This is a genomic window from Enterococcus sp. AMC1251 (genome assembly GCF_058216535.1).
Map to the genome: position 1 here is coordinate 1,351,708 of NZ_CM177098.1, position 24,495 is coordinate 1,376,202.

Genomic DNA, 24,495 nt, shown 5'->3' on the forward strand with positions numbered 1-24,495 from the left:
CTTTTTTCGGAAGACTAGCCCATAATGCAAGATAGTATAACGTACAACAAGCTTATTTAGGCATAAAAATAGATAATGCTAAAATGTAAACTGAGTGGTACAATCGAAGTATAAGGGTTAGAGACAACTCTAAAGCAAGAAGAAAATAAAAAAAGGAGAAACAATGTATACAATTAGTGAATTTGCAAAAAAAATTGGCATCAGTGAATATACGTTGCGCTATTATGAGAAAGAAGGGCTGATTGAACCTGCTAGAGATGAACACAATTATCGTGTTTTTGGTGAAGATGAGGTGGAGTGGGCGAGTTTTGTGATTAAGCTAAAAAACACAGGCATTTCGCTAAAGGATATCAAAAAATACACGCAGCTAAGAAATATCGGTGATTCAACAATCACTGAACGCAAAAATTTATTATTAAGTCATCGAATAAAAATCCTAACTGAATACGAAAGAGCCAAAAACCATCTTGATTTATTGGATAATAAAATTACATTATATGAACAGATGGAAAAAGAATATAAAAAATGACCCTTCTACTGTTTGCTTTATTCCTGAATAAAGCAAACAGTAGAGGGGGTTATTTAGAAAAAAGTGATTTTCACTTGCGTTGTATCAACCGTCGCCTGGTCTCCAATCGGGATTGTAAATATTGGTTGCGTGTGACCAAAGTTCATATCATAAATCACAGGAATTTCTCGTAATAAAGGATACTTTGAAAGAATCGTTAAAAGCCGTTGCTCTGTCATCTCCGATTCTTTAGGGAACCGTCCAATCAATAAGGCTTGAGGATGCTTCACAACTTGGAGTAAGGCGGCTAATCCTCGAGCGAAATCATGGTAGTCATCTTCTTCAGCATTTTCGACAAATAAGATAGCTTGTTCAAGATCTGGCAAAAAACGAGTACCAAAAAGCAATTGAAATGTACCTAAATTACCGCCGTAACAAGTTCCAGTCACAGGTTTTGAGTGGCTATAGACTTTCCAATTATTGGCGAATAATGTTCGTTTTGGATCAGATAAATACCATTCATCTTGGCTCCATGATTCAGAAGCAGTCACATCAAAAGCATTTTCATCAGTTGTTGCATGTAAAAAGTTTTCTGTTTGATACTCTTGCAGTTCATCCATCTGAAAACTAGAAAAATGTGGGCCGACATATGTCAGTAGCTTTGTCTTAGCTGTAATCGCATTACTCAAAGCGGTGATGTCACTATAGCCGCACAAAACTTTTGGATGACGTTTAATCAGTTCGAAATCAAGATAAGGCAGTAACTCATTACTATTGAAACCGCCGATCGCTGTTAAAATACCTTTAACATTCTCATCTGAAAAAGCAGCGTGCAAATCTTTGACCCGGCTCAAGATTGAAGAAGAACCAAGAACATCGCATTCATCTATATGTTCAGCAAACGTGATGTTGAACCCTAAATTAGTCAATCTTTTCTCAGCGGATTCAATACCTAATTCTGTCAACCGCGAAAAGCTACTAGATGGCGCAATGATTCGAATTTCATCACCTGTTTTTAATCGTGGTGCTTTCATTTTATCGCATCCTTTAAAAAGACTTATCTCTAATTATAATCAGAAAGCCTTTGCTTTTGCAAGATATAGATAAGAAAGGGTAAGGATTTTTTTCAAAGATGAAACAGTGGACAAAATAAGGTATAATAAGGGAGAATATGGTTAAAGTATGAAAATACAAAAGAAAAAGAGGTGCCTCTTATTATGAAGAAAATATTAGTTGTAGATGATGAAAAGCCGATTTCGGAAATTGTGAAATATAATCTTACCAAAGAAGGATATGAAGTTTTTACGGCTTATGATGGTGAAGAAGCTGTTGAAAAAGTAAAAGAAGTTGAACCGGATTTAATTATCCTTGATCTGATGTTACCGAAAATGGACGGATTGGAAGTGGCCAGAGAAGTACGTAAAACGTATGACATGCCGATCATCATGGTGACAGCTAAGGATTCTGAAATCGATAAAGTTTTAGGGTTAGAATTAGGTGCGGATGATTATGTAACAAAACCATTCTCTAATCGAGAACTTGTAGCGCGTGTCAAAGCCAATTTGCGTCGTGGTGCAACAAATGCCAAAGAAGCAGAATCAACTACGCAGTCAGAATTAACTATTGGGGATTTAACGATTCACCCAGATGCTTATATGGTTTCAAAACGAGGTGGCAAAATTGAACTGACTCATCGTGAGTTTGAGCTGTTGTATTATTTAGCAAAACATATCGGCCAAGTAATGACTCGTGAACATTTATTGCAAACGGTTTGGGGATATGATTATTTTGGAGATGTTCGTACAGTTGATGTGACTGTGCGTCGCTTAAGAGAGAAGATCGAAGACAGTCCGAGTCACCCGACATATCTAGTCACTCGTCGTGGTGTTGGTTATTACCTTCGAAATCCTGAACAGGAGTAGTGATTTATGAAGAAAAAAGTTCACTTTTTTCAATCGGTAAATTTTAAGATCGCTTTATCATTTATTTTGTTACTATTGATTGCGATTCAAATTATCGGCGGATATTTTATCCGTGAACTAGAATCGACAACAATCAATGATTATAAACAAAATGTTGATCGACAAGTAACTCAATTAGCTAGCACGCTAAGTCAAAAATTAGGTGAAAAAGATCGTGAGCGTACTGAGATCGATGCCAATTTGAAAAAGACATTGAGTGATTTTTCTGGTGCTGAAACCATCGAAGCTCGTGTGGTTGATGATAAAGGAATCGTTAGAGCAACAAGTGATTTAAATCGACAAGGAATCGTCGGTAAAAAAAATGATTATCGTGACCTGAATGACTTTAGTGCAAAAAAGTATCCAGCGATGGATAATGACAAACGTGTATATATCAATGTTCAGCCTATCCAATCCCCGACTGGCGACACAGTCATCGGGGTTCTTTATGTTAAAAGTAATACGGAAGGAAAGTATCAAGAGATTACTGATACGGCTCGGATCTTCTTTACAGCGTCTCTTATAGCTGGTGCGATTTCGATTATTGTTACTATTTTAATTGCAAGATCAATTACTCAGCCGATCGGAGAAATGCGGGAACAAGCCTTGCGAATTGCTAAAGGAGATTATACTGGAAAAGTCAAAGTCTATGGGAAAGATGAATTAGGGCAGTTGGCTGAGACGTTCAATCAACTTTCTGAACGAATCGAAGAAGCACAAGAAACCATGGAAGCTGAACGTAATCGCTTAGATAGTGTCTTAGCTCATATGACAGATGGTGTTATTGCGACGGATAGACGAGGCAAAGTCATCACAATCAATGAGATGGCTCTCTCTTTACTGAATGTGAAAGACGAAGCTGTGATCGGTTCTTCTTTGCTCGAGCTATTAGATATAGAAACAGATTACACATTGCGAAAATTGTTGGAAGAGCCGGAGGAAATTTTGATCGATCGTTCCTTGTCTTCAATGGAGGAAGATCAAATGATTATTCGCGTTGATTTTGCAATGATTCGTCGAGAATCTGGATTTATTACAGGTCTTGTTTGTGTGCTCCATGATGTAACAGAACAAGAGAAAAATGAGCGTGAACGTCGAGAATTTGTTTCTAATGTTTCTCATGAGTTGCGGACACCTTTAACAAGTATGCGGAGTTATATTGAAGCGTTGAGTGAAGGGGCTTGGGAAAATCCTGAGATCGCTCCTAATTTCTTAAAAGTTACGTTAGAAGAAACCGATCGGATGATTCGCATGATCAATGATCTATTAAATCTTTCAAGAATGGATTCTGGCAATGGCGAATTACAAATGGAGTATGTCAATTTCAATGAATTAATCAATTTTGTTTTAGATCGCTTTGATATGATGGTTGAAGCAAATGATAAAAATTACACGATTCAACGTGAATTCACTAAACGTGATTTATGGGTAGAATTGGATACAGATAAAGTGATTCAAGTTTTAGATAATATTTTAAATAATGCAATCAAATACTCTCCAAATGGCGGAGAAATCACATGTCGCTTACTCGAAACGCACAATAACGTTGTTTTTAGTGTAACTGATCAAGGATTAGGTATTCCTAAAAAAGATATTAACAAGGTTTTCGAACGTTTTTATCGGGTAGATAAAGCACGTGCGAGAGAACAAGGCGGTACAGGTCTTGGTCTAGCTATTTCAAGAGAAGTAGTGAAAGCCCATAATGGGGCAATTTGGGTGGAGAGTCAAGAAGGTCAAGGTTCTACCTTTTATATATCCTTGCCTTATGAACCTTATGAGGAGGATTGGTGGGAATGAAAACAACTGAAAGAATCGTGCGGATCGGGTTGTTTTTTTTAGTATTACTTAGTTTGTATTTTTCATTTAGTATCTGGATTAGTTCTTCAAAAAAAGAACAACCAATCAAAAATGATCCTCAACTTGCAACAACTGTTGTGAATGAAAGAATAGATACGGATGTCTTTTTACCCTTACATTTGATTCGGATGCAAGATGGAAAAGCAGAAATGAATACAAGCGAGAATCTGATTACGAATATTCAAAACGAAATCAAACATAGTACATTTGGAAAATTGACTCAAACTGTTGTTAGTGATTTAGAGCAATTTGAAAAGTACTTAACAATGAGTCAAGGGTTTGAATTGCTTTACGAAGGCCCTTTTTTATTAAGTGAATATGTTTCTGTTTACGATTTAGATCTTAAGTTAACTGATGTCAAGGCAGATCAAATTTTATTTACGTGTATTCAGGTTGATTTGGCTCAAAATAAGATTCGTTTCTTGGATTTTAATCGCAAAGATATTTATGAAGCATCGATGACTATGGACAATGAAAAAGTGCTAAATTTAATGAATAAAGTTGGTGTGCAATATAACCAAATATCTGAACAGCAAGCCGTTTTGGGAAAACATTATTATTTGTCTGAGGATCAAAAAATGAAAAAATATAGTTATATTTTAGCATCTCAGCCTGTAACGAAGTTTCGCAATGCGTTTTTCTCTAACGCTGAAGATATTCAAACGAATGAAGATAGCAAGGATTTATCTTATACAAGTGGGAGTGAACGATTAACTGCTGATGAAACGCTTGGAACAATCCACTTTAACGGTGATTTGGAGTCGAGAACAGCTGATGATAATATTTATTCGGACAGTTTTAACTATATAAAAAAATTAGGAACAAATATGGGGAATATTCGCTATTTTGATCGGACGGATACTGAGATTAATTATCGTACATTTGTAGAAGGATTTCCAGTTTTTAGTGAGAATGATAAAGGACAAGTTCGAATTACGATCGGTAATGATAAGGCAGAGAAATCAAGTGTTTTAATCGAAACTAGTGTAGATACGATTCAAGTACCGATTCCTTCAGAGGAAGAAGTTATCTTGAAAAGCACTGGAAATTTATTTGATGAGTTGATCGCTAATGGTGCTGATTCAGAAAAAATCAATTCAGTAATGATTGGTTATACTTGGCATAAAATCGAGGAAATCACACAAGTTGTCGACCTCACTCCAGAATGGTACATTCGCTATGATAACAAATGGTATCCAGAACGCGATTTACTAGAAAAATTGACCAATTTGGAGGTAGAATAATGGACTTCAAACGAATTGAGTGGATTTTTTTCCTAGCTTTTTTGGGCTTGAATATGTTTCTTTTTGGTATTCATCAAGAAGGTTTAAAAGAAGAAAGCAATGTTTCTTTTTCTGATCAAACAGACAGTATTGAAAAACGATTAGGTAAAGACGGAATTTCGTATAAGGGAACTCTTTCAAGTGAAAAAAATGAAGGATATTATTTAAGTGGTGAGCAGACGAATTTTTATGAGGCAATTCAAACGGAACAGGAAACTAGAGACCGCAATTTTTTTAGAAATGGGATCGAATTAATCGATAACTCACTAACCGTTTATCCTCAAATGAATTATACTCAAACTAGTTACTTTATCGATGAAAAAAATATTGAAAAATCGTTAGAATCTTTTTTAAATGATAGAGATAGTGTTTTGTTTGGTAGTCAATACCATTACTTATCTGATTTTTCCAATTTGGATGGAGAATTTCCAGAAATTATCGTTTCTCAAAATTACAAGAGTATTCCTTTTAAAGATGATACGGCTCAAATCTCATTAAAAATAGAAAAATCTGATGAGTCCGATGGGCTGCATAAAATCTACAAGTATACGCAAACGCATATTCAAGGGATCGAAGAACTACGTGATAAGATGGATTTATCTTCTGAGCGTGATGCAATTGAGACCTTATATATTAATAATAAAATTCCAAGTAATGCTAAAATTTCATTTAGGAAGCTAGCATACACGAGAATTTATAAAATTCGTGAGAAAAATGTATATGTTCCTGTATGGTTTGTCGGCATCAAATCTAACGGTAGTAATATACAGATTGAACAGGTGAATGCCATGAGTAATACGATTATTACAAATAATACTGTACCAAAGGTGGAAAATCAGTAGTGATGGATGTATAATAAGTAGCTGTAAACCAAAGAAGGGAAGCGAAAAGAAAAATGAGTCAAGAAAAAGCTTTTAACATCAGCATTCTTGCGAGTGGAAGTACAGGTAATTCCCTTTTTATTGAAACTGAGAGCAAAAAGCTGCTTATAGATGCAGGACTAAGTGGAAAAAAAATTACTTCACTGTTAGCAGAAGTTGATCGGAAACCAGAAGACTTGGATGCTATCTTAGTAACTCACGAGCATCGTGATCATATTCACGGTGTCGGTGTTTTGGCTAGAAAATATAAATTAGATGTTTATGCTAATGAAAAGACATGGGCAGCCATGGATCCATTGATCGGAAACGTTGCCGTGGAACAAAAACATATCTTTGACATGGGGAAAGTTTTGACCTTTGGAGATATGGATATTGAGAGTTTTGGTGTTTCTCATGATGCAGCTGCTCCCCAGTTTTACCGTTTTTTTAAAGATAATCGATCATTTGTGATGCTGACAGATACAGGTTATTGTAGCGACCATATACGTGGAACAATCAAAGATGCGGATGCTTATCTGATCGAAAGCAATCATGAATTAGAGATTTTACGAATGGGTCCATATCCTTGGAGCTTAAAACAACGAATTTTAGGTGATAAAGGACACTTATCTAATGATGATGGCGCATTAACGATGGCTGATGTGATCGGGAACCACACAAAACGAATTTATTTAGGACATTTGAGTAAAGAGAATAATACTAAAGAGCATGCTAGAATGGCGATGGAGTCGATTTTAGCTGAAAAGGGTCTAGGGGTGAATTTTGATTTTAATATTTATGATACAGATCCTGAATCTGCATCTGAGTTATTTGCAATTTGATGGATAGACATAAAGTGTAAGAAAAACTCGGTTAGGGTCGAGGAGTTCCTATAAATCACAAAAGAGAATTGTTGTGATTTATGGGAGTCCAAAGATCCTACCTTTTTTTGTTATGCAATGAATATATTATATAAGTTTAAATTAAATCTACCTTGTCTTGAATTTTTGCGATAGCTGCAGTATAGTTAACTATATTTTTGAATCTAAAAAAGATGTACAAAATAGAATGGTTACATTATTTTTAACAGTAGGAGGAATTAGATGTTTCAGTTTTTGCCTCATTCAGTTTTGCAAATGGGTACTATTTTTTTATCAATCGTAATCGAAGCGTTGCCGTTCGTCATGCTTGGATGTGTAATATCAGGTGCGTTACATGTTTTTTTAACACCAGAACGAGTGAAGAGATTACTCCCTAAAAATAAATTTTTATCAATCCTTGTAGGAAGTTTCTTAGGGTTCTTTTTCCCTTCTTGTGAATGTGGAATAGTCCCAATTGTACATCAATTTGTCAAAAAGGATGTGCCGACTTATACAGCTTTTGCCTTTATGATAACGGCACCGATCATTAATCCAATCGTTCTTTTTTCGACCTATATTGCGTTTGGAAATTCTATGAAATTTGTTATTTGGCGTGTGCTTGGCAGTATGTTGGTTGCGCTAGTTATAGGTGTCTGGTTGGCGTACCTCAATAAAGAACCTATATTACAGGAGTCTGCTTTTGATAGTAGCTGTGCGATAGTAGAAGAGCATCAACATGAAAAAGAATCGTTTTGGCATAAATGCTGGACTGTTCTCACACATGGAATCGATGAGTTCTTCGATACAGGGCGCTATTTGATTTTCGGGTCATTATTGGCGGCAGCTATGCAGACTTATTTGCCAACAGGTGCGATGTTACAATTAGGGCATACAAAGCTTTTAGCGATTTTAGTAATGCTTGTATTAGCTGCTACTTTGTCGTTATGCTCTGAGGCAGATGCTTTTATCGGCTCGTCTTTATTGGGTTTATTCGGTAGTGGACCTGTCGTAGGGTTTCTCGTTTTTGGACCAATGGTGGATATCAAAAATTTATTGATGATGAAACGTTATTTTAAAACATCTTTTATGTTAAAATTTGTCGGTATTGTAACAGTTGTTGTTAGTCTTTATGCATTAGCAATCTAAGGAGGGAAGAAAAGATGATTCGATTTTTGATTTTAATTGGTTATACAATGTTGATGATGTTTTTGCAAGTATCGGGTAGATTAAACCAATATATAAATGTTCATTACCGTTATTTAGCTATTTTATCGATGGTACTTTCTTTTGTCTTGGCGATGGTTCAGCTAATTCTTTGGAATAAAGAAGATAAACAGACACTAACACATCACCACCATCATGAAGATGAGCATGATCATGGTTTGAATAAGCGATACCAAAGAGGAGTTGCTTATGTTTTATTGGCATTGCCTTTAGTTGTCGGTTTTATGTTTCCAACGGTTAGTTTGGATACGTCGATTGTTGAAGCAAAAGGGTTCAATTTTCCATTGAGTAAAGAATCTGTCGGGGACCCTGAAGTACAGACGCAATATCTAAAACCAGATACTAGTATTTATTTCGATAAAACAGATTATGACAAACAGATGAAACAAGCGCTAACACGTTATATCAAAGATGATAAAGTGAGTGTTACAGAAGAAAACTATTTAGAAGTGATGGAACTGATTTATAATTATCCTAGTGAATTTATTGGAAAGACAATTACGTATAAAGGGTTTGCATTTAATTCTTCACAAAGTGAGGAAGCTAATATGTTTGTTTTTCGTTTTGGAATCATTCATTGTGTGGCAGATTCCGGGGTATTTGGCTTATTGACACATATGCCTGAGGGACAAACGTTCAAAAATAATGACTGGGTAGAAGTGACAGGAACGATTCATTCTGGTTATTATGCACCGTTTAAGCGGGAGATTCCCATGGTGGATGTTACGAAGGTAAAACAGGTTGAAGAACCGAAAAATCAGTATGTTTATCGTTCATTCTAGAAAAGAGGCTGGGACAGAAGAGTTTAACCTCGAGAAATAAGAGGGAATTTACGAAAATTGCTTTTTAAATTTTTGTGAATTTCAGCTTATTTCCGAAGGGGTTGCTTCTGTTCCCACCGTTTATTCGGATTTTAGGTGACTGGGTTGTAACTCATAGAGTTATGTCCCAGCCACTTTTTTGTTTATTTTCCCCAGAAAAGCTGATAGTCCAACTCACCAGTATTGTCTACTTGTTGATTTATTTGTTTAAACCCTTGTTTTTTATAAAATTTCACAGCATTATGATTTTTCGCATAGACTGAAAGACTTAATGAATCATGAGTATGTTTTGCCTCATTTAGCAGCTTTTGACCGATTCCTTTACCGCGGTAGTCATTTTTCACGAAAATTCCAGCAATATACTGCTCATTCATGCCTAGAAACGCAAGGATTTCGTTGTTTTCCCTATAAACATAAAGGTCAGCTTGAGGTAGTTGTTCTCTTACAAAAGCGAAATTTTCTTGCCAGTACGATTCTGGAATAAAAGGATGCGCTTCACAATTAGCTGTTAGCCAGATCTTCATTATTTCTTCTAATTCGATAGGTGTTACTCTATTGATTTTTTTGATCATTTTTGTATTTCTCCCAACGGGTGTTAAAACTAGTATTTATTGCCTTCTTTTTTTCTAATCAAGTTGACTATTTCTCGTTTTTCTCTAAAGTTTCGAATATTATGATTCAACACCTCAGACAAAACTAACCCTAAAGCGATGGCACCTGCGATCATGATTGCCTGTACGCTAGAATAGACAGCTGTTTCGTAATTTCCTATCACTAAATTTCGTACTGCTTGATACGCAAGTCCACCGGGAACTAAAGGAACCATCCCTGGAATATTGAAAATGGTCACAGGTAATTTTAGTTTTCGTGAACAGATAAAACTAACGGAAGCAACACTTAGGGCACCTAATAAAGAACCTAAAGCAGCATTAGCACCTAATTGAGTTGAAAACCAATAAAACATCCAGCCAGAAGAACCAGATAAACCACAAGCAACTAGGGAACGTCTAGGTACATTTGTAATAACAGCATAGGCCGCTGAAGCTAAAAAACTAAATGAAAACTGAACCAGCAAATTGATCATTCGAAAACCTCCAAATTTTGATAAATGAACTGTTTAAATCTGCGAAATTTTTCCCTAGTAAAATAATTGAAAAACAAAGGCAATGGCAAAACCAATCATGGAAGCTGTCATCATTGCTTCTGTCCCTCTAGAAACACCTGAAAGATAATGTCCCGCCAATAAATCGCGTAAGGCATTCGTGATCTGAACGCCTGGCACAAGGGGCATCACACAGCCGATAATGATCATATCCTGATTAACGCCTACCCCGATTTTACTGCTTAAAAGAGCGGCGCAGCCAATAAAGAAGGCAGCCAAAAATTCGGAAAGAAACTTAATACGTAGCACTTTCAAACTAGCATAATAAAGAATATAACCCAAACCGCCAATCAAACAAGTCAACAGCAAATCAGTCCAAACACCACCAAATAAAATCATGATCGTTCCACTGACAACCGCAGCACTAACAAACCTCATCCACAAAGGGAAAAACTTTCGTTCTTGCTCTAAGGTTTTTAGCTGTTCTAAAAGCTCATCTAATGTATAAATTCCAGTTACATATTCTCTGGAAAGCTGGTTGATTCTGGACACTTTTTCTAAATTAATCGAACGGTTTAAAATTTGAACCATTCGAATGGTTGATGTGCCATCTAACCCTACGAAAAGCCCTGTTTGCGTGACATAGCTGACTAGGCGATAATCTCCAGATGCTAAAGCGATCCGACTCATCGTATCTTCTACCCGATACATTTCTGCATCACTTTCCAGCATGATTTTCCCAGCTAGTAAACAAGTTTCCAAGACTTTTTCTATATCTATTGATGCCATTTAGTTTCCTCACTTTTAAGTTCTATCATCTTATCTATGTTTAGTATAGTTGATTATGGTTAGAAAAAATAGCATAGAACGATAAAAAGATCATTCTATATAAAGCAGTCTGCACAAATAGGGAAATTTTATCATCATGACAAGAATAGTTTGATATTAGAATGTTCCTTTAACACTTCTTATCGTATAATAGACAAACTCCATAAGACAACTTTTAAATAATAAAATTTAGACTCAGTGGAAGATGAGCTTTTACAAATTTTAAGGTCAAAAACAAATACAGCTAGCGATGACTGCAAGCTCTATTTGTTTTTAGTCATTATCTCCAACTATAATATTTGAGGTTATTGTTGAGTCAGTTTTATTTTTAATTTTAGCAGTATAAGTCTCACCTTTTTCTACAATATATACATAATGAAGTTTTCCTTTATGAGTGAATTTATCTTTACCTGCAATATATGGAGTCAAGTTCTTTTTGAGTTGATTATCGTATAAAGTTATTTCAAAATCTTCTTTGTGCTTCTCATCTAAATAAATATAAATTCGTGCTTCTATGTTATGGTCTGCCATCTTTATTTTAGTTTCTTTTTGTTGATTAGGTAAGTACTTGTGCCCATCATATTTTGGAACTAAGTAAAAGATAAGTGAGAAAAGCGAAATGACAATAATAATGCTACTTGCTTTTAGTGTACTTTTTAAAGTCATAAATCCCCTCCTGGACAGCAGAACCATCACCGTCATTATCTCCATATCCATTGTTTACATTTTGAACCAATGGTAGTTTTCTGGTGAGTTAGTATTTTTTTCCATTTTCATTTCACCTTATATCATAATAGTAGATGTAGTATAATAACAAAAAGTATTGAAATACGGAAGGATTGGGATGAAAAAGATGATTTTATTAGGATCTCTGGTCAATGGGCTAGCGATTATATTCGGCAGTTTACTTGGCGCTGTTTTACGAAATATTTCAGAACAAATGAAAGATACAGTCACGAAAGGGATTGCTCTAGGGGTTATAGTATTAGGGATTCAAATGGCTTTTAAAACGTCTTCTTTTATTGTGATCCTAATCAGCTTATGTTTAGGGGCAATGCTAGGTGAAGCAATAGGGATTGAAGATAAGATGAATGAGTTTGGTTTGAACCTAGAAAAACGTTATGCAAAACCAGGTAGCAATTTTGCGGATGGCTTTGTGACGGCATCACTGATTTTTCTGATTGGCTCAATGGGAGTAATTGGTGCAATCGAAAGCGGTGTGGGGAATAATCATCAAACGTTGTTTACGAAAGCAGTAATGGACGGTTTTATGTCGATCATGTTGACAGCTACATTAGGTGTAGGGGTTCTTTTTTCTGCAGTGCCTGTTTTTCTTTATCAAGGATTAATCGCTGTTTTTGCTAGTGTTTTGATGCGTTATATTCCCAAAGAACTACTGGATTTATTGATGGAGGAAATCAGTGCGATCGGTGGGTTGATGATTTTTGCAATTGGATTGAACATTATGGGAATCACTAAAATCAGAGTCTCAAATTATTTGCCGGGAATTCTTATTTTGATTGGAATTGTTACGGTACAATTCTATCTGTGATCAACAAAAAAATGGCATTTGAATGAAATACTGAGAGACAGTTGTCATCATTTCTATGTTAAGCTCAACTTATAAATTTTAAGGAGTGAAGGAAATGACCATTCAATTAACAGAAAAAACAATCAAAGGCAAGAAGATTCGTACGAATAATCATCGTTTGGATGAAATTATTGCTTTATGGAACAAGGTGCCGGCAATGAATCTAGACGGGGATTTTTTCGCTGTCTATTCAAGCTATGAAAGCAATTTTAAAGGAGATTATGACTTGTTGATAGGGAATGAACATGCTGATTTTACTGAAAGTTCAGTTATTTTTGCTGGTGAGTATGTAGAGATTCCAGTGGCAGAGGCGAGTCCAAAAGGGGTAGGGGAAGCTTGGCAGAAGATCTGGGAAGACGAAGCGTTGGAAAAAAGACGTACCTATTTAACAGATGTAGAACATTATAAAGCAGATGGAACAATTGTGATTTATCTTTCTGTATAATAGATATCTGAAGTCTGAAGAAAAACTGATCAAGTTTTTCTTCAGACTTATTTTTTATTCAAATCATAATGAATATTAGTGTTTTTTGTATATTTATTTAATTTTTAAGTTTTTAGCTAATAAAAAACCGTTGACTTGTATAACGATAGAACTTATAATATGAAAAACAACATTCGTTTGATAAAAAATAAAAAGAAAAGAAGTGAAGCATATGAAGGTCTCAATTGTTGGTGTGACAGGTTATGGTGGAATGGAACTTTTGCGATATCTTAAGCAGCATCCAATTGTCGAAGTCGTTTCGATCCATAGTCGTTCGATGAATAAAAAATCAGTCAAGGATATTACTCCACATTTGAAGCAACTCATTTCTTTGCCCTTAGAAACAATCGAACCAGATGAAATTATGAAAAAGAGTGATCTAGTCTTTTTAGCAACGCCTTCTGGCATTTCAAAAGAGTTGGCACTGCCTTTTATTGAAGCAGATTTTCCTGTTATCGATCTATCAGGAGACTTTCGCTTAAAAGAAGCTGGAGAATATGAAAAGTGGTATGGATCAAGTGGGGCGCCAATTTATAGGGTTCAAAAATTTGATTATGGTTTAGCCGAATATCGGGAAAAGCCTCAATCAAAATGGATTGCTAATCCTGGGTGTTATGCTACGGCAGCTGAATTATCTTTAGCGCCATTATTGAATAGTGGTAAGTTGATTTTGGATTCCATCGTAATTGATGCTAAATCGGGTATTTCAGGTGCAGGAAAAAGCTTATCAAAAATGACTCATTTTTCTGAAACCCATGATAATATGACACTCTACAAAATGAATAGTCATCAACATATTCCAGAAATCATCCAACAATTAAAAAAATGGGAACCGCAACTTTCAGCCATTCAATTTTCAACCTCGTTGATTCCGGTAACTAGAGGGATTTTCTTAACCGCTTACGCGAAATTAACTGAACTGATTTCTGACGAGAAATTAGTTCAGTTATATCAGACACATTTTGAAAAGAGTCCTTTTATTCGAGTTCAAGAGGTAGGACAATATCCTGTACTGAAACAAGTGATTGGGTCGAATTACTGCGATATCGGACTTGCCTATAATCCAAAAATGAACATGGTCACAATTGTCACTGTCATCGATAATCTTGGCAAAGGTGCAGCTGGACAAGCGATTCAAAACTTGAATATTTTTGCAGGATTTGATGAACAGTGTGGTCTAGATCAGTTACCAATTTATCCTTAAAAATGATTAATGAAGGTTTAAAACTTAAGAAGGAGTATCAATTATGAAAAAAATTATTGTTATAAAGATGGGCGGTGTAGCCAGCGATAACCTAACAACAGCATTTTTTGAACAGATTAATCAATGGCAAAAAGATGGGAAAAAAGTTGTGATTGTTCATGGCGGTGGGCATTATATTTCTGAAATGATGCAGCGCTTGAATGTACCTGTAGTGATCAAAGATGGACTGCGGGTAACGACAGAAGAGACGTTAAAAATCACGCAAATGGTATTGATTGGTCAAGTACAACCAATGATCACAACTCATTTCCAACAAGAGGGTTTTTCGGTAGTCGGTTTAAATGCTTCTTGTAGTCAAATTATTACGGGAACGTTTCTTGATAAACATAGATTAGGCTCAGTTGGACAAGTCAAAAAAGTAGATACGGAATTGTTGGGACATCTACTTGAGACCAAGCATATCCCAATCATTGCACCTTTGGGTTTAACCAAAGAAGGTGAATGGCTGAACATTAATGCTGATCATGTAGCCTGTAAAGTAGCAGAGGAATTGCGAGCTGAAAAATTGTATTTGCTAACAGACGTCCCAGGGGTAAAAAAAGAAAATCAATGGCTAAAAGAACTATCCATCAATGAAATTCCCAAGCTTAAAACAGCCAAAATCATTAAAGGCGGAATGCTGCCAAAAGTGGAAAGTGCTGTAACAGCCATCAAAGGCGGTGTAAAAGAAGTTCACATCACGAATCAAATCCAGCATACTGGAACGATTATCAAATCAAAGGAGGTTTTTGTATGAGCTACTTATTTCCAAACTACCTGAGAAAAGAATTAGAGTTGATCAAAGGAGCTGAAAATACGTTGACCGATCAAACTGGGAAAAGCTATCTTGATTTTACTAGCGGTATCGGCGTAATGAATTTAGGCTATAATGATCCAAAACTAAATCAAGTATTACACGATCAATCTAATCTTTTATGGCACACACCGAATTTGTATGAAAATCATTTGCAAGAACAAGTGGCAGAGCAATTAGCAAATGGTAAAACGTACGTTAGCTATTTTTGTAATAGTGGAGCCGAAGCAAATGAAGCAGCAATCAAACTAGCACACAAAGCAACTGGTAAAAGTAAAATCATTACCTTTACAAACTCCTTTCATGGTAGAACATATGGTGCAATGAGTGCGACAGGTCAAGAGAGTATTCATGCTGGTTTTGCGCCATTGGTTCCTGATTTTGTTTACCTACCTTTTAATGAAGTAGAACCATTAAAAGCGGAAATCGATCAAGAAACCGCAGCCGTCATGTTAGAGTTGATTCAAGGAGAAGGCGGTGTATTACCAGCTGACGAATCGTGGATTCAAGCTGTACAGTCTCTTTGTAAAGAGTATGGTGCTTTGCTGATTATCGATGAAATTCAAACTGGAATCGGGCGAACAGGCACTTTTTATGCTTATGAACAGTATCAGATCGAACCAGATATTTTCACATTGGCAAAAGGGTTAGGCAATGGTATTCCCGTTGGGGCAATGGTTGGTAAAGTTGCTTTAGCAGACTTTTTTGGGCCAGGCAGTCATGGTTCGACATTTGGGGGAAACAACTTAGCGATGAGTATTGCATATAACGTTGTCCAACGAATCAATCAACCGAAATTTTTACAAGATGTTCAGCAAAAAAGTTTACAACTAATGACTGGTTTAAACCAAATAACAGAAAAAAATCCGATGATCAAAATAGTTCGTGGAAAGGGACTAATGGTTGGTATCGAGTTAGCGGATCAACAGATGTTGAATGTTGTATTGGATCAATTAGAGGAAGAAGGCTTACTTGCATTAAAAGCAGGTCAAACAGTTGTACGTCTTTTACCCCCATTAACAATTACAGAAAAAGAAATTGACCAAGGGCTAATAATCATTGAAAAAGTCTTAAATAATCTAGAGTAAGCATTTTGGAGAAAAGGAGATTGATAAACAATGAATTCCATGTACGGCAAAAGTATTTTAAATCTAACTGAGATAACAAAAGAAGAATTTTTATCAATTATTGAGCTTGCTGTAGCAATAAAAGCAAATCCGCAAGCATATCGAGGCGTATTAGCTGGAAAAATCCTAGCGATGATTTTTGAAAAAAACAGTACGAGAACGCGGGTTTCATTTGAAGCAGGAATTATTCAACTTGGCGGTCAAGCGATTGTTTTAGACTCAAAAAGTACGCAAATGGGGCGGGGAGAACCAGTCAAAGATACGGCTAAAGTAATGTCCAGTTATGTGGATGCTATCATGATTCGCACCTATTCAGATCAAATGGTTGCTGAACTAGCAGCGGAAGCATCCATTCCTATTATCAACGGACTTACAGATGATCACCATCCCTGTCAGATCCTAGCCGATTTTCAAACGATTTATGAGCAGAAAGGGAAGCTGGAAGGAATCAAATTAACGTATATCGGTGATGGGAACAATATGGCACATTCATTTTTGATTGGGGGAAGTTTGGTTGGAATGGATATTACTATTGCAACGCCTAAAGGTTATGAACCAAAGGCAGAGATTGTTGAGCTTGCTAAAAAGAATGCAAAAACAAGTGGTAGTCAAATCAAGAGTATAAATGATCCCGATCAAGCAGCGAAAAATGCTGATGTTTTAGTGACAGATGTCTGGGCAAGCATGGGGGATGAATCTGAACAAAAAGAACGGGAAGCTGTCTTCAAGACATTTCAAGTCAATAACCGACTGGCTGTTCAAGCGAAAAAAGATTATCTATTTTTGCATTGCTTACCTGCGCACAGAGGAGAAGAAGTATCAGCTGATATTATTGACGGAACACACTCGGCTATATATCAAGAAGCAGCCAATCGTCTCCATGCCCAAAAAGCGTTGATGGTTAAACTTATGGCAAACCTATAAAAAATGAAATGATACTAAACGATTTTTTCGTTTTGTGTCATTTTTGTTTTTTGAAAAGTATACATTGTCCATTGATTCGTTTGATGCTGATTGACAAATGTAAAACCAATTTCAGCCATATAGACTTGAAAATCAGCAGATTTTTTTAATTTAGGTAAAAAATAATTGATTTTTGCTGTCTCACAAGCAAAAACTACGACACCATTTGGTTTGAGAACACGATAGATTTCGTATGAGGCTTGGCTTAGATCATCCCAATGAAAATGTGTTTGAAAAGCTGTCACGAGATCAAAAGTTTCTAAATCAAAGGTAAGAGCATAAACATCCATTTGTTCAAAATCAATCTGTTGGTTTGGATGTTTCTTTTTAGCTTGCGCTATCGCATGATTAGAACTATCGATACCAGTCACAGAGGATGAATTTGCTTGTTGCAAGAGATAAAAGCTTGAAGCACCATTGCCCACACCAATATCTAAAATGCTGATGCCATCAGTTACCGTGATATTGCTCATTGCCCACTTGACCAAAGGTAGATAAACGCTATTCCAAAGGTGCATCATCCACGTACCGATAATTCCAGTAGGCTTTTTTGATTGTTTTAGCAAAATTTGGAATAGATAGATCAATAACACAGCAAATATAATACCAATCCCGATTAACATAAAAAACTCCTTTATTCTGTGTTTAACTCTTTAAAATAGTATACAATAAAAAAACAACGAGCAGAAAAAAAATTGAACATTTCATGCTAAAGCTCTTTTATTTATCCGATAATCAGTCAATTTCCTTAAATTTAAAGAAAAAATTTAATATATAGCAGAAATTGTTAAGTTTTGTTTGTAGTTTTGCCTTGTTTTTAGTAGAATGAAATTGTATGAATAGAATATAAGTGAGGTGTAGATAAATGGGTTTTACAGATGAAACTGTACGTTTTGATTTTGATGACAGTCGTAAGAAGGAAGTAAGTGAGACTCTGGCTACTGTATACAAGGCACTAGAGGAAAAAGGGTATAATCCGATTAATCAGATTGTGGGCTATTTGCTTTCTGGAGACCCGGCCTACATTCCTCGTTACCAAGACGCTCGAAATTTGATTCGTCGTCATGAACGGGATGAGATCATGGAAGAGCTGGTTAAATATTACTTATCTGATCATGGAATCACTATTCGATGAGAACAATGGGACTTGATGTTGGCTCCAAGACAGTAGGAATCGCTGTCAGTGATCCATTTGGCTGGACCGCTCAAGGTGTTGAAATCATTCGGATCAATGAAGAGCAGGAAGAATTTGGGTTTGAACGTTTAGCAGAATTAGTGAAAGAATATGAAGTAACTAGATTTGTTGTGGGCTTACCGAAAAATATGAACAATTCGATTGGACCTAGAGCTGAAGCGTCAATGGCGTATGGTAAGAAAATCGAAGAGCTGTTCCAAATTCCTGTGACCTATCAAGATGAACGTTTAACCACAGTTCAAGCCGAACGGATGCTAGTCGAACAAGCAAACACATCCAGAGCGAAAAGAAAAAAAGTAATCGATAAAGTAGCTGCCGTCATGATTTTGCAAAATTATTTAGATGGCGCTAGCAATAAAATTTAATCGACTTGTAAAAACAAGTGCAAGATAAAAGGAGAGCAAAATAATGGCAGAAGAGCATAACCATGATCACGATCATGAAGGACATGAGCACATCACATTAGTTGATGAACAAGGGAACGAAACATTATACGAAATTCTTTTAACGGTTGACGGACAAGAAGAATTCGGTAAAAATTACGTACTACTTTACCCAGCGGGCGTTCCTGAAGAAGAAGATGTTGAATTGCAAGCTTACGCTTATATCGAAAACAACGAAGGAACAGAAGGCGAATTACAACAAATTGAAACAGACGCTGAATGGGATATGATTGAAGAAGTTTTCAATACATTCATGGCGGAAGAAGAAGAATAACATTTAAAAATGAGCTAAGCCATGGATAGTCGGGCTTAGCTTTTTTATTTTTAGTGATAGATCTCGAAGATACAATTACTTATTCTTATCTAAAATATTAGTTAGTCTGCCAGTGCATTAAATAGTATAAGTATCTCTGTATCAGCTTCTAGCGCAAATGTTTCAGGAAATGCCCCAGCTGTACAACCGCTCAATAACTGCCAACAGAGATTATACCAGTATTGTTTCAGCGAGTGACAATATTCATTCCGTTATATAAAATAGAGAATTCCTCTTATGTAGATTAGTTGAATGCTGAAAGTGCAGGATTTTTAGGAGTGTTGAGCACTATGTAATGTAACGAGAAATGATATAATCGAGGTTGTCTACGGCATTCCACCACGTATAGAGTACCAAGCCGAAAGTCATTACTTAAAAAAAGTGAATTTTTAATGATCCAAAGATAGAGGAATGGTGGTTTTTCTGTACTTTATTTATAGTTCCCCACGCTAATGAGAATTTTATTGAATAGTAAAAACAATCATCGCAACGCCTATTTATTTGAACGTCAAACTGAATGCCATCCGTTATTAGAGAACTGGAAAAAGTGAAAGAAGGTCAAAACAAAACTAAAAGTCAGTTTTATTTCGACTTTCTTTCATAACCTTCTTATTAGTTTACGAAGTAATACAATAAGATTGAAAGACTGCAATAGAGCTTCTTTCTAAAAGTAATATCGTTCAAAGCCGTAACGATTAATTAGGTTGTTCAATTTCTCTTTCACTTTTGATTTGTTGGGTCTCCATAATTTTGAAAAAAGGCATATAAATGAAGTACGAAATAACAATAGAGACAGCTGACCAAACTGCAGCACCTATACTTCCATTAGTCGCTAAATATGCTCCTATTACGGGTGGTATAGTCCACGGAACTTGAATTACTATTTTTCCAATAATTCCCATACTCATCAAAATATACGTTCCAATACATAAAATAACGGGCGTTCCTACAAAAGGGATAATCATTATAGGATTCATTACGATTGGTAATCCAAAAATCACAGGTTCGTTAATGCAAAAAATTGCTGAAGGTAACGATAATTCACCTATAGATTTATACATTTTGCTTTTAGAGCGAATCATATTCAGTACTAGACCTAATGTTGCACCTGTTCCGCCTATACACATAAAAACAATCCAATAACCTTCAGTAATTATATTTTGAGGTTCGATACCTGTTTGAAACGCATGGGTATTTTCTGCCAAATATCCTAAGAAAACAGGCGTTGCAATACCTGATAAAATATTGTCTCCATGAATTCCGCATACCCATAACAAACAGACGAGAATTGTATATGTGATCATACCTGGCAATGTTCCCATCCCGGAAACAAGTGGCTGAAAGATATATGAAATTAATTCGTTTAAATCAATTCCTAACAAACATCGTAGTATCCAAATAACAATTAATACAAACGCTCCTGGAATCAATGTTGTAAAAGACATAGCAACCGTTGGTGGCACTCCGTCCGGCATTTTAATAACAATATTTTTTTTCATAAAATACCGGAACGCATGAGTAGCGAAAATTCCAATAATGATGGCGGTAAACATTCCTGAGGCTCCTAAAGCTTCAATATTAATGCTTAGGTCATCATTCGTCGTTGCCAGTAAAAAACCTATTGTTGTTAATAATGAATTTGAAATAGGGTCGGTTCCTAATTCTCTTCCTAAATGATAGCCGATACCTATTGCTGAAATAAGACCTAATACACCAAAGGTAACATTTACAGGAGCATTTAATAGATTACTCCATGGTTCAATTAGATCTGTCCAGACCTTAAGGGGAAAATTGCCTATAATTAGAAAGAAACTACCAATAATAGTAAAGGGGATAGTCATGGAAATTCCATTACGAATGGCGATTAGATGCTTGTTATTACCAACCTTTAAAAGAACGGGAAGTAGCTTGTTTTCAATAAAATTCATGAAAAGTCTCCTTTCTAAGTTAGGACATCTTTATCAATAATAACAATCGGATTCTTATGATTCCATATCGCTGTGACAGGGCATTGGTTCGTAATTTTTCCTTCTAAAAGTGTAGTTATTGCATTTTTTTTCCGCGTACCGCTTGCTTGAACGATCAAACATTCAGCATCAAGCAACTGTTTGATCCCTAAAGTGATTCCTTTCGAACGATCGATAGTTTGTGCATCAGTAAAATATTTTTTCCCAACCTCTTGTGTTGTTTGATCTAAATCGATAATATGTGCCGTTTTATCAAAAGAAACACCTGGTTCGTTGAAGCCAAGATGTCCGTTGACGCCTACACCTAAAAGAACAAATGATAGACCGCCAAAATTAGAAATATATTGATTTGCTTTTTCGCATTCTAATGCCATATTTTCTGCAAGAGGATCGAATGTATGGATTTGTTCTTTTTTTATGTTTGCAGGTATAAATAGATTTTTAGAGAGATAGGATGCGCAACTACCTGAATCGGAAGGATTAAGACCAACCCATTCATCTAGTTCAATAAAATGAGCCCTACTTAAATCCAAGTTCCCTAGTGTCGCTTCCTCAGCAATCAATCGTAACGTTTTAACAGGAGTGTCGCCCCCTGCAAAGCAGTACAAACCTTCGGGATTTTTTCTGATATGTTCAATAATTATATCTGCAGTCTTCTTACTTAATTGATCGTAATCATTTGTCATATAATAGTTTAGTTTCATTTTCTATCTCCTTTAAAGAAATTTGGTAAGTATTCTTGATGTGCTTCTAATAGTTCATCTAACATACTTTTTGCATCGATATCTGTTGATACTAGTGGATTGATTGTCATTGCTAATAAAGCTGTATCATAATCTCCTGTTACGGCGGCTTCAGCTGCCACACGTTCAAATGATTTGATTTGCTGAACTAAACCTTTGATTGCTACAGGTAGTTCACCAGTTGTTAAGGGAATAGGTCCTTGTTTAGTAATCACACAATTTACTTCTACCGCTGAATCAGGATCGATATCTAGAATTGCGCCATTATTTCGTGTATTTACGGTTTGAATATCTCGTTTATCATTATAAATAGAATTGATTAGATTACATGCTGCTTCACTATAGTATGCACCACCGCGTTCCTCTAATTGAGGTGGTTTAACAGCTAAATCATTATCTTTGTATAATTCAAATAGTTTATGTTCAACTTTCTTCACTACTTGAGCTCTAGTTCCTTCTTCTTTGAACGCTCGTTTTTGATCCTCCAACATTTGTGAGGTTTTGTAGTAATAACGCAGATAACCAATAGGAATCATATTAAGTTTTTTGAAAAATTCAGGTTCATAATTAAAATCAGCTATATTTTTTAAAGAAACAGAATTTTCTTCTTTTTCAGTCATAAGATGAATGATTGTTTTAGTTATGTCAACTCCCTTATGAAAAATACGTTTAGCGAAAACCATATGATTCAATCCAGTAAATTCTACAAAAATTTCTGAACTTGGTACGTTTAATATTTCAGCAATTCCTCGTTCAATTCCAATGGGGCCATTACATAGTCCAACGACTTTTCTCATATTACTATGACGTAATACAGCTTCGGTAACCATCCCAGCAGGATTCGTAAAATTGATTAACCATGCTTTTGGGCAAAGCTTTTCCATATCTTTTACGATAGATAAAATTACAGGGATTGTACGCAACCCTTTAAAGAGCCCACCGGGACCATTTGTTTCTTGTCCGATAACGTCGTATTTTAATGGAATCTTTTCATCATTCTCACGAGCATCAAGTAGTCCGACACGAAATTGTGTTGTTACAAAATCAGCATTTTTTAATGCTCGTTCTCGATTTAAAGTCAATTCAATTTTGATGGGTAGCCCAGCTTTTTTTATCATACGTTTTGCCAAATTTCCAACGATCTCCAACTTTTCTCGACCAGCTTCAATATCAACTAACCAAAGTTCCGTAATAGGTAATTCATGGTAACGTTTAATAAATCCTTCAATTAATTCTGGTGTATAGCTTGATCCTCCGCCAATAGTAACTATTTTTATTCCATTTTTCACGATAATGCCTCTTTTCTTATTTTTTATTTATTATAGTATCTTTTGAACACAAATAAACGAAAGAAAAGAGAACGGTTACATTGTCATGGATTTGTTATTTGTAACAAACTTGACACGAAATGTGACATGTGTTTATATAAGCTTATACATGATAAAATTTTGTGTGAATTCAAAGGAGATCCTATGTTATTTTTAGATGAAACACCTACATTGAATGATACAGACATAGTTATTTACAAATATATAATTTCTCATCTTAGTGATATGAATAAAATGTCCATACGGGAATTGGCAGATAGTACTCATACAAGTACAGCCAGTATTTTAAGATTCTGCAAAAAATTTGAAACTTCTGGCTATTCAGAATTCAAAATACGTTTACAAGCATACTTTAATTCGCAAAAAGAAGGATCGCTAAGATCAAATAATTCAGAACTAGACGAAGAATTAATAACGTTTATCACAAGATCTAAAGATAATTTTTTTAAAAATAAAATAGACGAATCCGTAGAACTATTACTGGAAAAAGAATTAGTAATTTTTATTGGTATTGGTACTTCTAATATAGTAGCTGAGTATGGTGCGTTATATTTTTCTTCTTTGTTTAATATGGCTATTAGAATTGAGGATCCCAACAATTATCCTATTAATTATTTGAGTAGTACACTTGCAAAAAAAATGTGTATTATTGCTTTATCTGTCTCTGGTGAAACAAATGAAATCATTACTTATTTAAATCATTTAAACTTATCAGATAGTTCAATAATTTCTGTTACAAACAATAGTAAATCTACAATTGCTCGATTAGCTGATATAAATATCCCTTATTATATCTCTATTGAAAAAATAGATGAATCTGACGTCACTACCCAAATTCCCGCAATATTCATCATTGAGAAGTTGGCTAAGGAAGTTCGTAAGAAGAAAATTCAAATTTATAAAAAGGATAGTTAAGTGCGAACTTTTAATTTTAACACTTGCGATTTTCTAAGACACATAGGATAGTTGGAAGATATTGA

Annotated in this window: 27 protein-coding genes; 18 read left to right on the forward strand and 9 right to left on the reverse strand. The window is 35.4% G+C overall.

The features are described from left to right. The first annotated feature begins 163 nt into the window (after window positions 1-163). Complete coding sequence (locus tag AC4BBR_RS06260; RefSeq protein ID WP_490461687.1) at window positions 164-529, forward strand: MerR family transcriptional regulator; 366 nt, start codon at window positions 164-166, stop codon at window positions 527-529. Between the two features lie 53 nt (window positions 530-582). Here AC4BBR_RS06260 and AC4BBR_RS06265 read toward each other — a convergent pair whose 3' ends face one another. Continuing rightward, window positions 583-1,542: a S66 family peptidase gene (locus AC4BBR_RS06265; RefSeq protein ID WP_490461688.1), complete on the reverse strand. Its 960-nt coding sequence runs from the start codon at window positions 1,540-1,542 to the stop codon at window positions 583-585. Window positions 1,543-1,725: 183 nt separating this feature from the next. Here AC4BBR_RS06265 and yycF point away from each other — a divergent pair, with 183 nt between their 5' ends. The 7 genes from yycF to AC4BBR_RS06300 all read left to right on the forward strand — a co-directional run bounded on the left by yycF (window position 1,726) and on the right by AC4BBR_RS06300 (window position 9,335). Beyond that, a complete protein-coding gene (gene yycF, locus AC4BBR_RS06270) occupies window positions 1,726-2,430 on the forward strand; it encodes a response regulator YycF (protein ID WP_490461689.1) in 705 nt (234 codons plus the stop codon). A gap of 6 nt (window positions 2,431-2,436) precedes the next feature. Continuing rightward, a complete protein-coding gene (walK, locus tag AC4BBR_RS06275; RefSeq protein ID WP_490461690.1) occupies window positions 2,437-4,266 on the forward strand; it encodes a cell wall metabolism sensor histidine kinase WalK in 1,830 nt (609 codons plus the stop codon). Then, window positions 4,263-5,570, forward strand: a complete 1,308-nt coding sequence (locus AC4BBR_RS06280; protein WP_490461691.1) for a YycH family regulatory protein — start codon at window positions 4,263-4,265, stop codon at window positions 5,568-5,570. Before walK ends, AC4BBR_RS06280 begins: the two co-directional genes overlap by 4 nt. Continuing rightward, entirely contained in the window at window positions 5,570-6,451 is an 882-nt protein-coding gene (locus AC4BBR_RS06285) for a two-component system regulatory protein YycI (protein WP_490461692.1), read from the forward strand. Before AC4BBR_RS06280 ends, AC4BBR_RS06285 begins: the two co-directional genes overlap by 1 nt. Before the next feature lie 53 nt (window positions 6,452-6,504). Further along, window positions 6,505-7,311, forward strand: coding sequence for an MBL fold metallo-hydrolase (locus tag AC4BBR_RS06290; protein ID WP_490461693.1), 807 nt, complete (start codon window positions 6,505-6,507; stop codon window positions 7,309-7,311). 261 nt (window positions 7,312-7,572) lie between these two features. After that, the gene (locus tag AC4BBR_RS06295) at window positions 7,573-8,475 is read left to right on the forward strand and encodes a permease (protein ID WP_490461694.1); all 903 of its coding nucleotides are present in this window, start codon (window positions 7,573-7,575) and stop codon (window positions 8,473-8,475) included. Window positions 8,476-8,489: 14 nt separating this feature from the next. Next, window positions 8,490-9,335: a TIGR03943 family putative permease subunit gene (locus AC4BBR_RS06300; RefSeq protein WP_490461695.1), complete on the forward strand. Its 846-nt coding sequence runs from the start codon at window positions 8,490-8,492 to the stop codon at window positions 9,333-9,335. A 182-nt stretch (window positions 9,336-9,517) separates the two neighbouring features. On the opposite strand, the gene AC4BBR_RS06305 is transcribed toward AC4BBR_RS06300, so the two are convergent. From AC4BBR_RS06305 to AC4BBR_RS06320, 4 genes are all read right to left on the reverse strand, one after another. Continuing rightward, window positions 9,518-9,946, reverse strand: coding sequence for a GNAT family N-acetyltransferase (locus AC4BBR_RS06305; RefSeq protein ID WP_490461696.1), 429 nt, complete (start codon window positions 9,944-9,946; stop codon window positions 9,518-9,520). Between the two features lie 29 nt (window positions 9,947-9,975). Further along, a complete protein-coding gene (locus AC4BBR_RS06310; RefSeq protein ID WP_490461697.1) occupies window positions 9,976-10,458 on the reverse strand; it encodes a threonine/serine exporter family protein in 483 nt (160 codons plus the stop codon). A gap of 54 nt (window positions 10,459-10,512) precedes the next feature. After that, window positions 10,513-11,265 carry a threonine/serine exporter family protein gene (locus AC4BBR_RS06315; RefSeq protein ID WP_490461698.1) on the reverse strand — a complete coding sequence of 251 codons (753 nt, stop codon included), beginning with the start codon at window positions 11,263-11,265 and terminating at the stop codon, window positions 10,513-10,515. Window positions 11,266-11,577: 312 nt separating this feature from the next. Continuing rightward, window positions 11,578-11,970, reverse strand: coding sequence for a hypothetical protein (locus AC4BBR_RS06320; protein ID WP_490461699.1), 393 nt, complete (start codon window positions 11,968-11,970; stop codon window positions 11,578-11,580). Between the two features lie 187 nt (window positions 11,971-12,157). On the opposite strand from AC4BBR_RS06320, the gene AC4BBR_RS06325 reads away from it, so the two are divergent. The 6 genes from AC4BBR_RS06325 to argF all read left to right on the forward strand — a co-directional run bounded on the left by AC4BBR_RS06325 (window position 12,158) and on the right by argF (window position 17,487). Continuing rightward, the gene (locus AC4BBR_RS06325) at window positions 12,158-12,856 is read left to right on the forward strand and encodes a DUF554 domain-containing protein (RefSeq protein ID WP_490462078.1); all 699 of its coding nucleotides are present in this window, start codon (window positions 12,158-12,160) and stop codon (window positions 12,854-12,856) included. 94 nt (window positions 12,857-12,950) lie between these two features. Beyond that, window positions 12,951-13,340, forward strand: a complete 390-nt coding sequence (locus AC4BBR_RS06330; protein ID WP_490461700.1) for a GyrI-like domain-containing protein — start codon at window positions 12,951-12,953, stop codon at window positions 13,338-13,340. A 211-nt stretch (window positions 13,341-13,551) separates the two neighbouring features. Beyond that, window positions 13,552-14,583: an N-acetyl-gamma-glutamyl-phosphate reductase gene (argC, locus tag AC4BBR_RS06335; protein ID WP_490461701.1), complete on the forward strand. Its 1,032-nt coding sequence runs from the start codon at window positions 13,552-13,554 to the stop codon at window positions 14,581-14,583. A gap of 43 nt (window positions 14,584-14,626) precedes the next feature. Beyond that, window positions 14,627-15,379, forward strand: coding sequence for an acetylglutamate kinase (gene argB, locus AC4BBR_RS06340; RefSeq protein ID WP_490461702.1), 753 nt, complete (start codon window positions 14,627-14,629; stop codon window positions 15,377-15,379). After that, window positions 15,376-16,524, forward strand: a complete 1,149-nt coding sequence (argD, locus tag AC4BBR_RS06345) for an acetylornithine transaminase (protein ID WP_490461703.1) — start codon at window positions 15,376-15,378, stop codon at window positions 16,522-16,524. Before argB ends, argD begins: the two co-directional genes overlap by 4 nt. 30 nt (window positions 16,525-16,554) lie before the next feature. Next, window positions 16,555-17,487 (forward strand): ornithine carbamoyltransferase, encoded by a 933-nt coding sequence (argF, locus tag AC4BBR_RS06350; protein ID WP_490461704.1) that lies wholly within the window; start codon window positions 16,555-16,557, stop codon window positions 17,485-17,487. Between the two features lie 14 nt (window positions 17,488-17,501). Here argF and AC4BBR_RS06355 read toward each other — a convergent pair whose 3' ends face one another. Beyond that, window positions 17,502-18,149, reverse strand: coding sequence for a class I SAM-dependent methyltransferase (locus AC4BBR_RS06355; protein ID WP_490461705.1), 648 nt, complete (start codon window positions 18,147-18,149; stop codon window positions 17,502-17,504). Window positions 18,150-18,391: 242 nt separating this feature from the next. On the opposite strand from AC4BBR_RS06355, the gene AC4BBR_RS06360 reads away from it, so the two are divergent. Genes AC4BBR_RS06360 through AC4BBR_RS06370 form a run of 3 tightly spaced genes read left to right on the forward strand, consistent with a single transcriptional unit; the run spans window position 18,392 to window position 19,438 of the window. After that, complete coding sequence (locus AC4BBR_RS06360) at window positions 18,392-18,661, forward strand: IreB family regulatory phosphoprotein (RefSeq protein WP_010760982.1); 270 nt, start codon at window positions 18,392-18,394, stop codon at window positions 18,659-18,661. Then, on the forward strand, window positions 18,658-19,086 hold the full coding sequence (gene ruvX / locus AC4BBR_RS06365) for a Holliday junction resolvase RuvX (RefSeq protein ID WP_490461706.1): 429 nt from the start codon (window positions 18,658-18,660) through the stop codon (window positions 19,084-19,086). Before AC4BBR_RS06360 ends, ruvX begins: the two co-directional genes overlap by 4 nt. Window positions 19,087-19,129: 43 nt before the next feature. Beyond that, window positions 19,130-19,438, forward strand: coding sequence for a DUF1292 domain-containing protein (locus tag AC4BBR_RS06370; RefSeq protein WP_010760984.1), 309 nt, complete (start codon window positions 19,130-19,132; stop codon window positions 19,436-19,438). A 734-nt stretch (window positions 19,439-20,172) separates the two neighbouring features. Here AC4BBR_RS06370 and AC4BBR_RS06375 read toward each other — a convergent pair. The 3 genes from AC4BBR_RS06375 to AC4BBR_RS06385 are packed head-to-tail and all read right to left on the reverse strand — an operon-like array spanning window position 20,173 to window position 23,476. Further along, a complete protein-coding gene (locus AC4BBR_RS06375; protein WP_490461707.1) occupies window positions 20,173-21,405 on the reverse strand; it encodes a PTS sugar transporter subunit IIC in 1,233 nt (410 codons plus the stop codon). Window positions 21,406-21,419: 14 nt separating this feature from the next. Beyond that, the gene (locus AC4BBR_RS06380) at window positions 21,420-22,148 is read right to left on the reverse strand and encodes a 6-phosphogluconolactonase (protein ID WP_490461708.1); all 729 of its coding nucleotides are present in this window, start codon (window positions 22,146-22,148) and stop codon (window positions 21,420-21,422) included. After that, window positions 22,145-23,476, reverse strand: a complete 1,332-nt coding sequence (locus AC4BBR_RS06385) for a 6-phospho-beta-glucosidase (RefSeq protein WP_490461709.1) — start codon at window positions 23,474-23,476, stop codon at window positions 22,145-22,147. Before AC4BBR_RS06385 ends, AC4BBR_RS06380 begins: the two co-directional genes overlap by 4 nt. 183 nt (window positions 23,477-23,659) lie before the next feature. On the opposite strand from AC4BBR_RS06385, the gene AC4BBR_RS06390 reads away from it, so the two are divergent. Continuing rightward, window positions 23,660-24,430, forward strand: coding sequence for a MurR/RpiR family transcriptional regulator (locus tag AC4BBR_RS06390; protein WP_490461710.1), 771 nt, complete (start codon window positions 23,660-23,662; stop codon window positions 24,428-24,430). The last annotated feature ends 65 nt before the right edge of the window (window positions 24,431-24,495 follow it).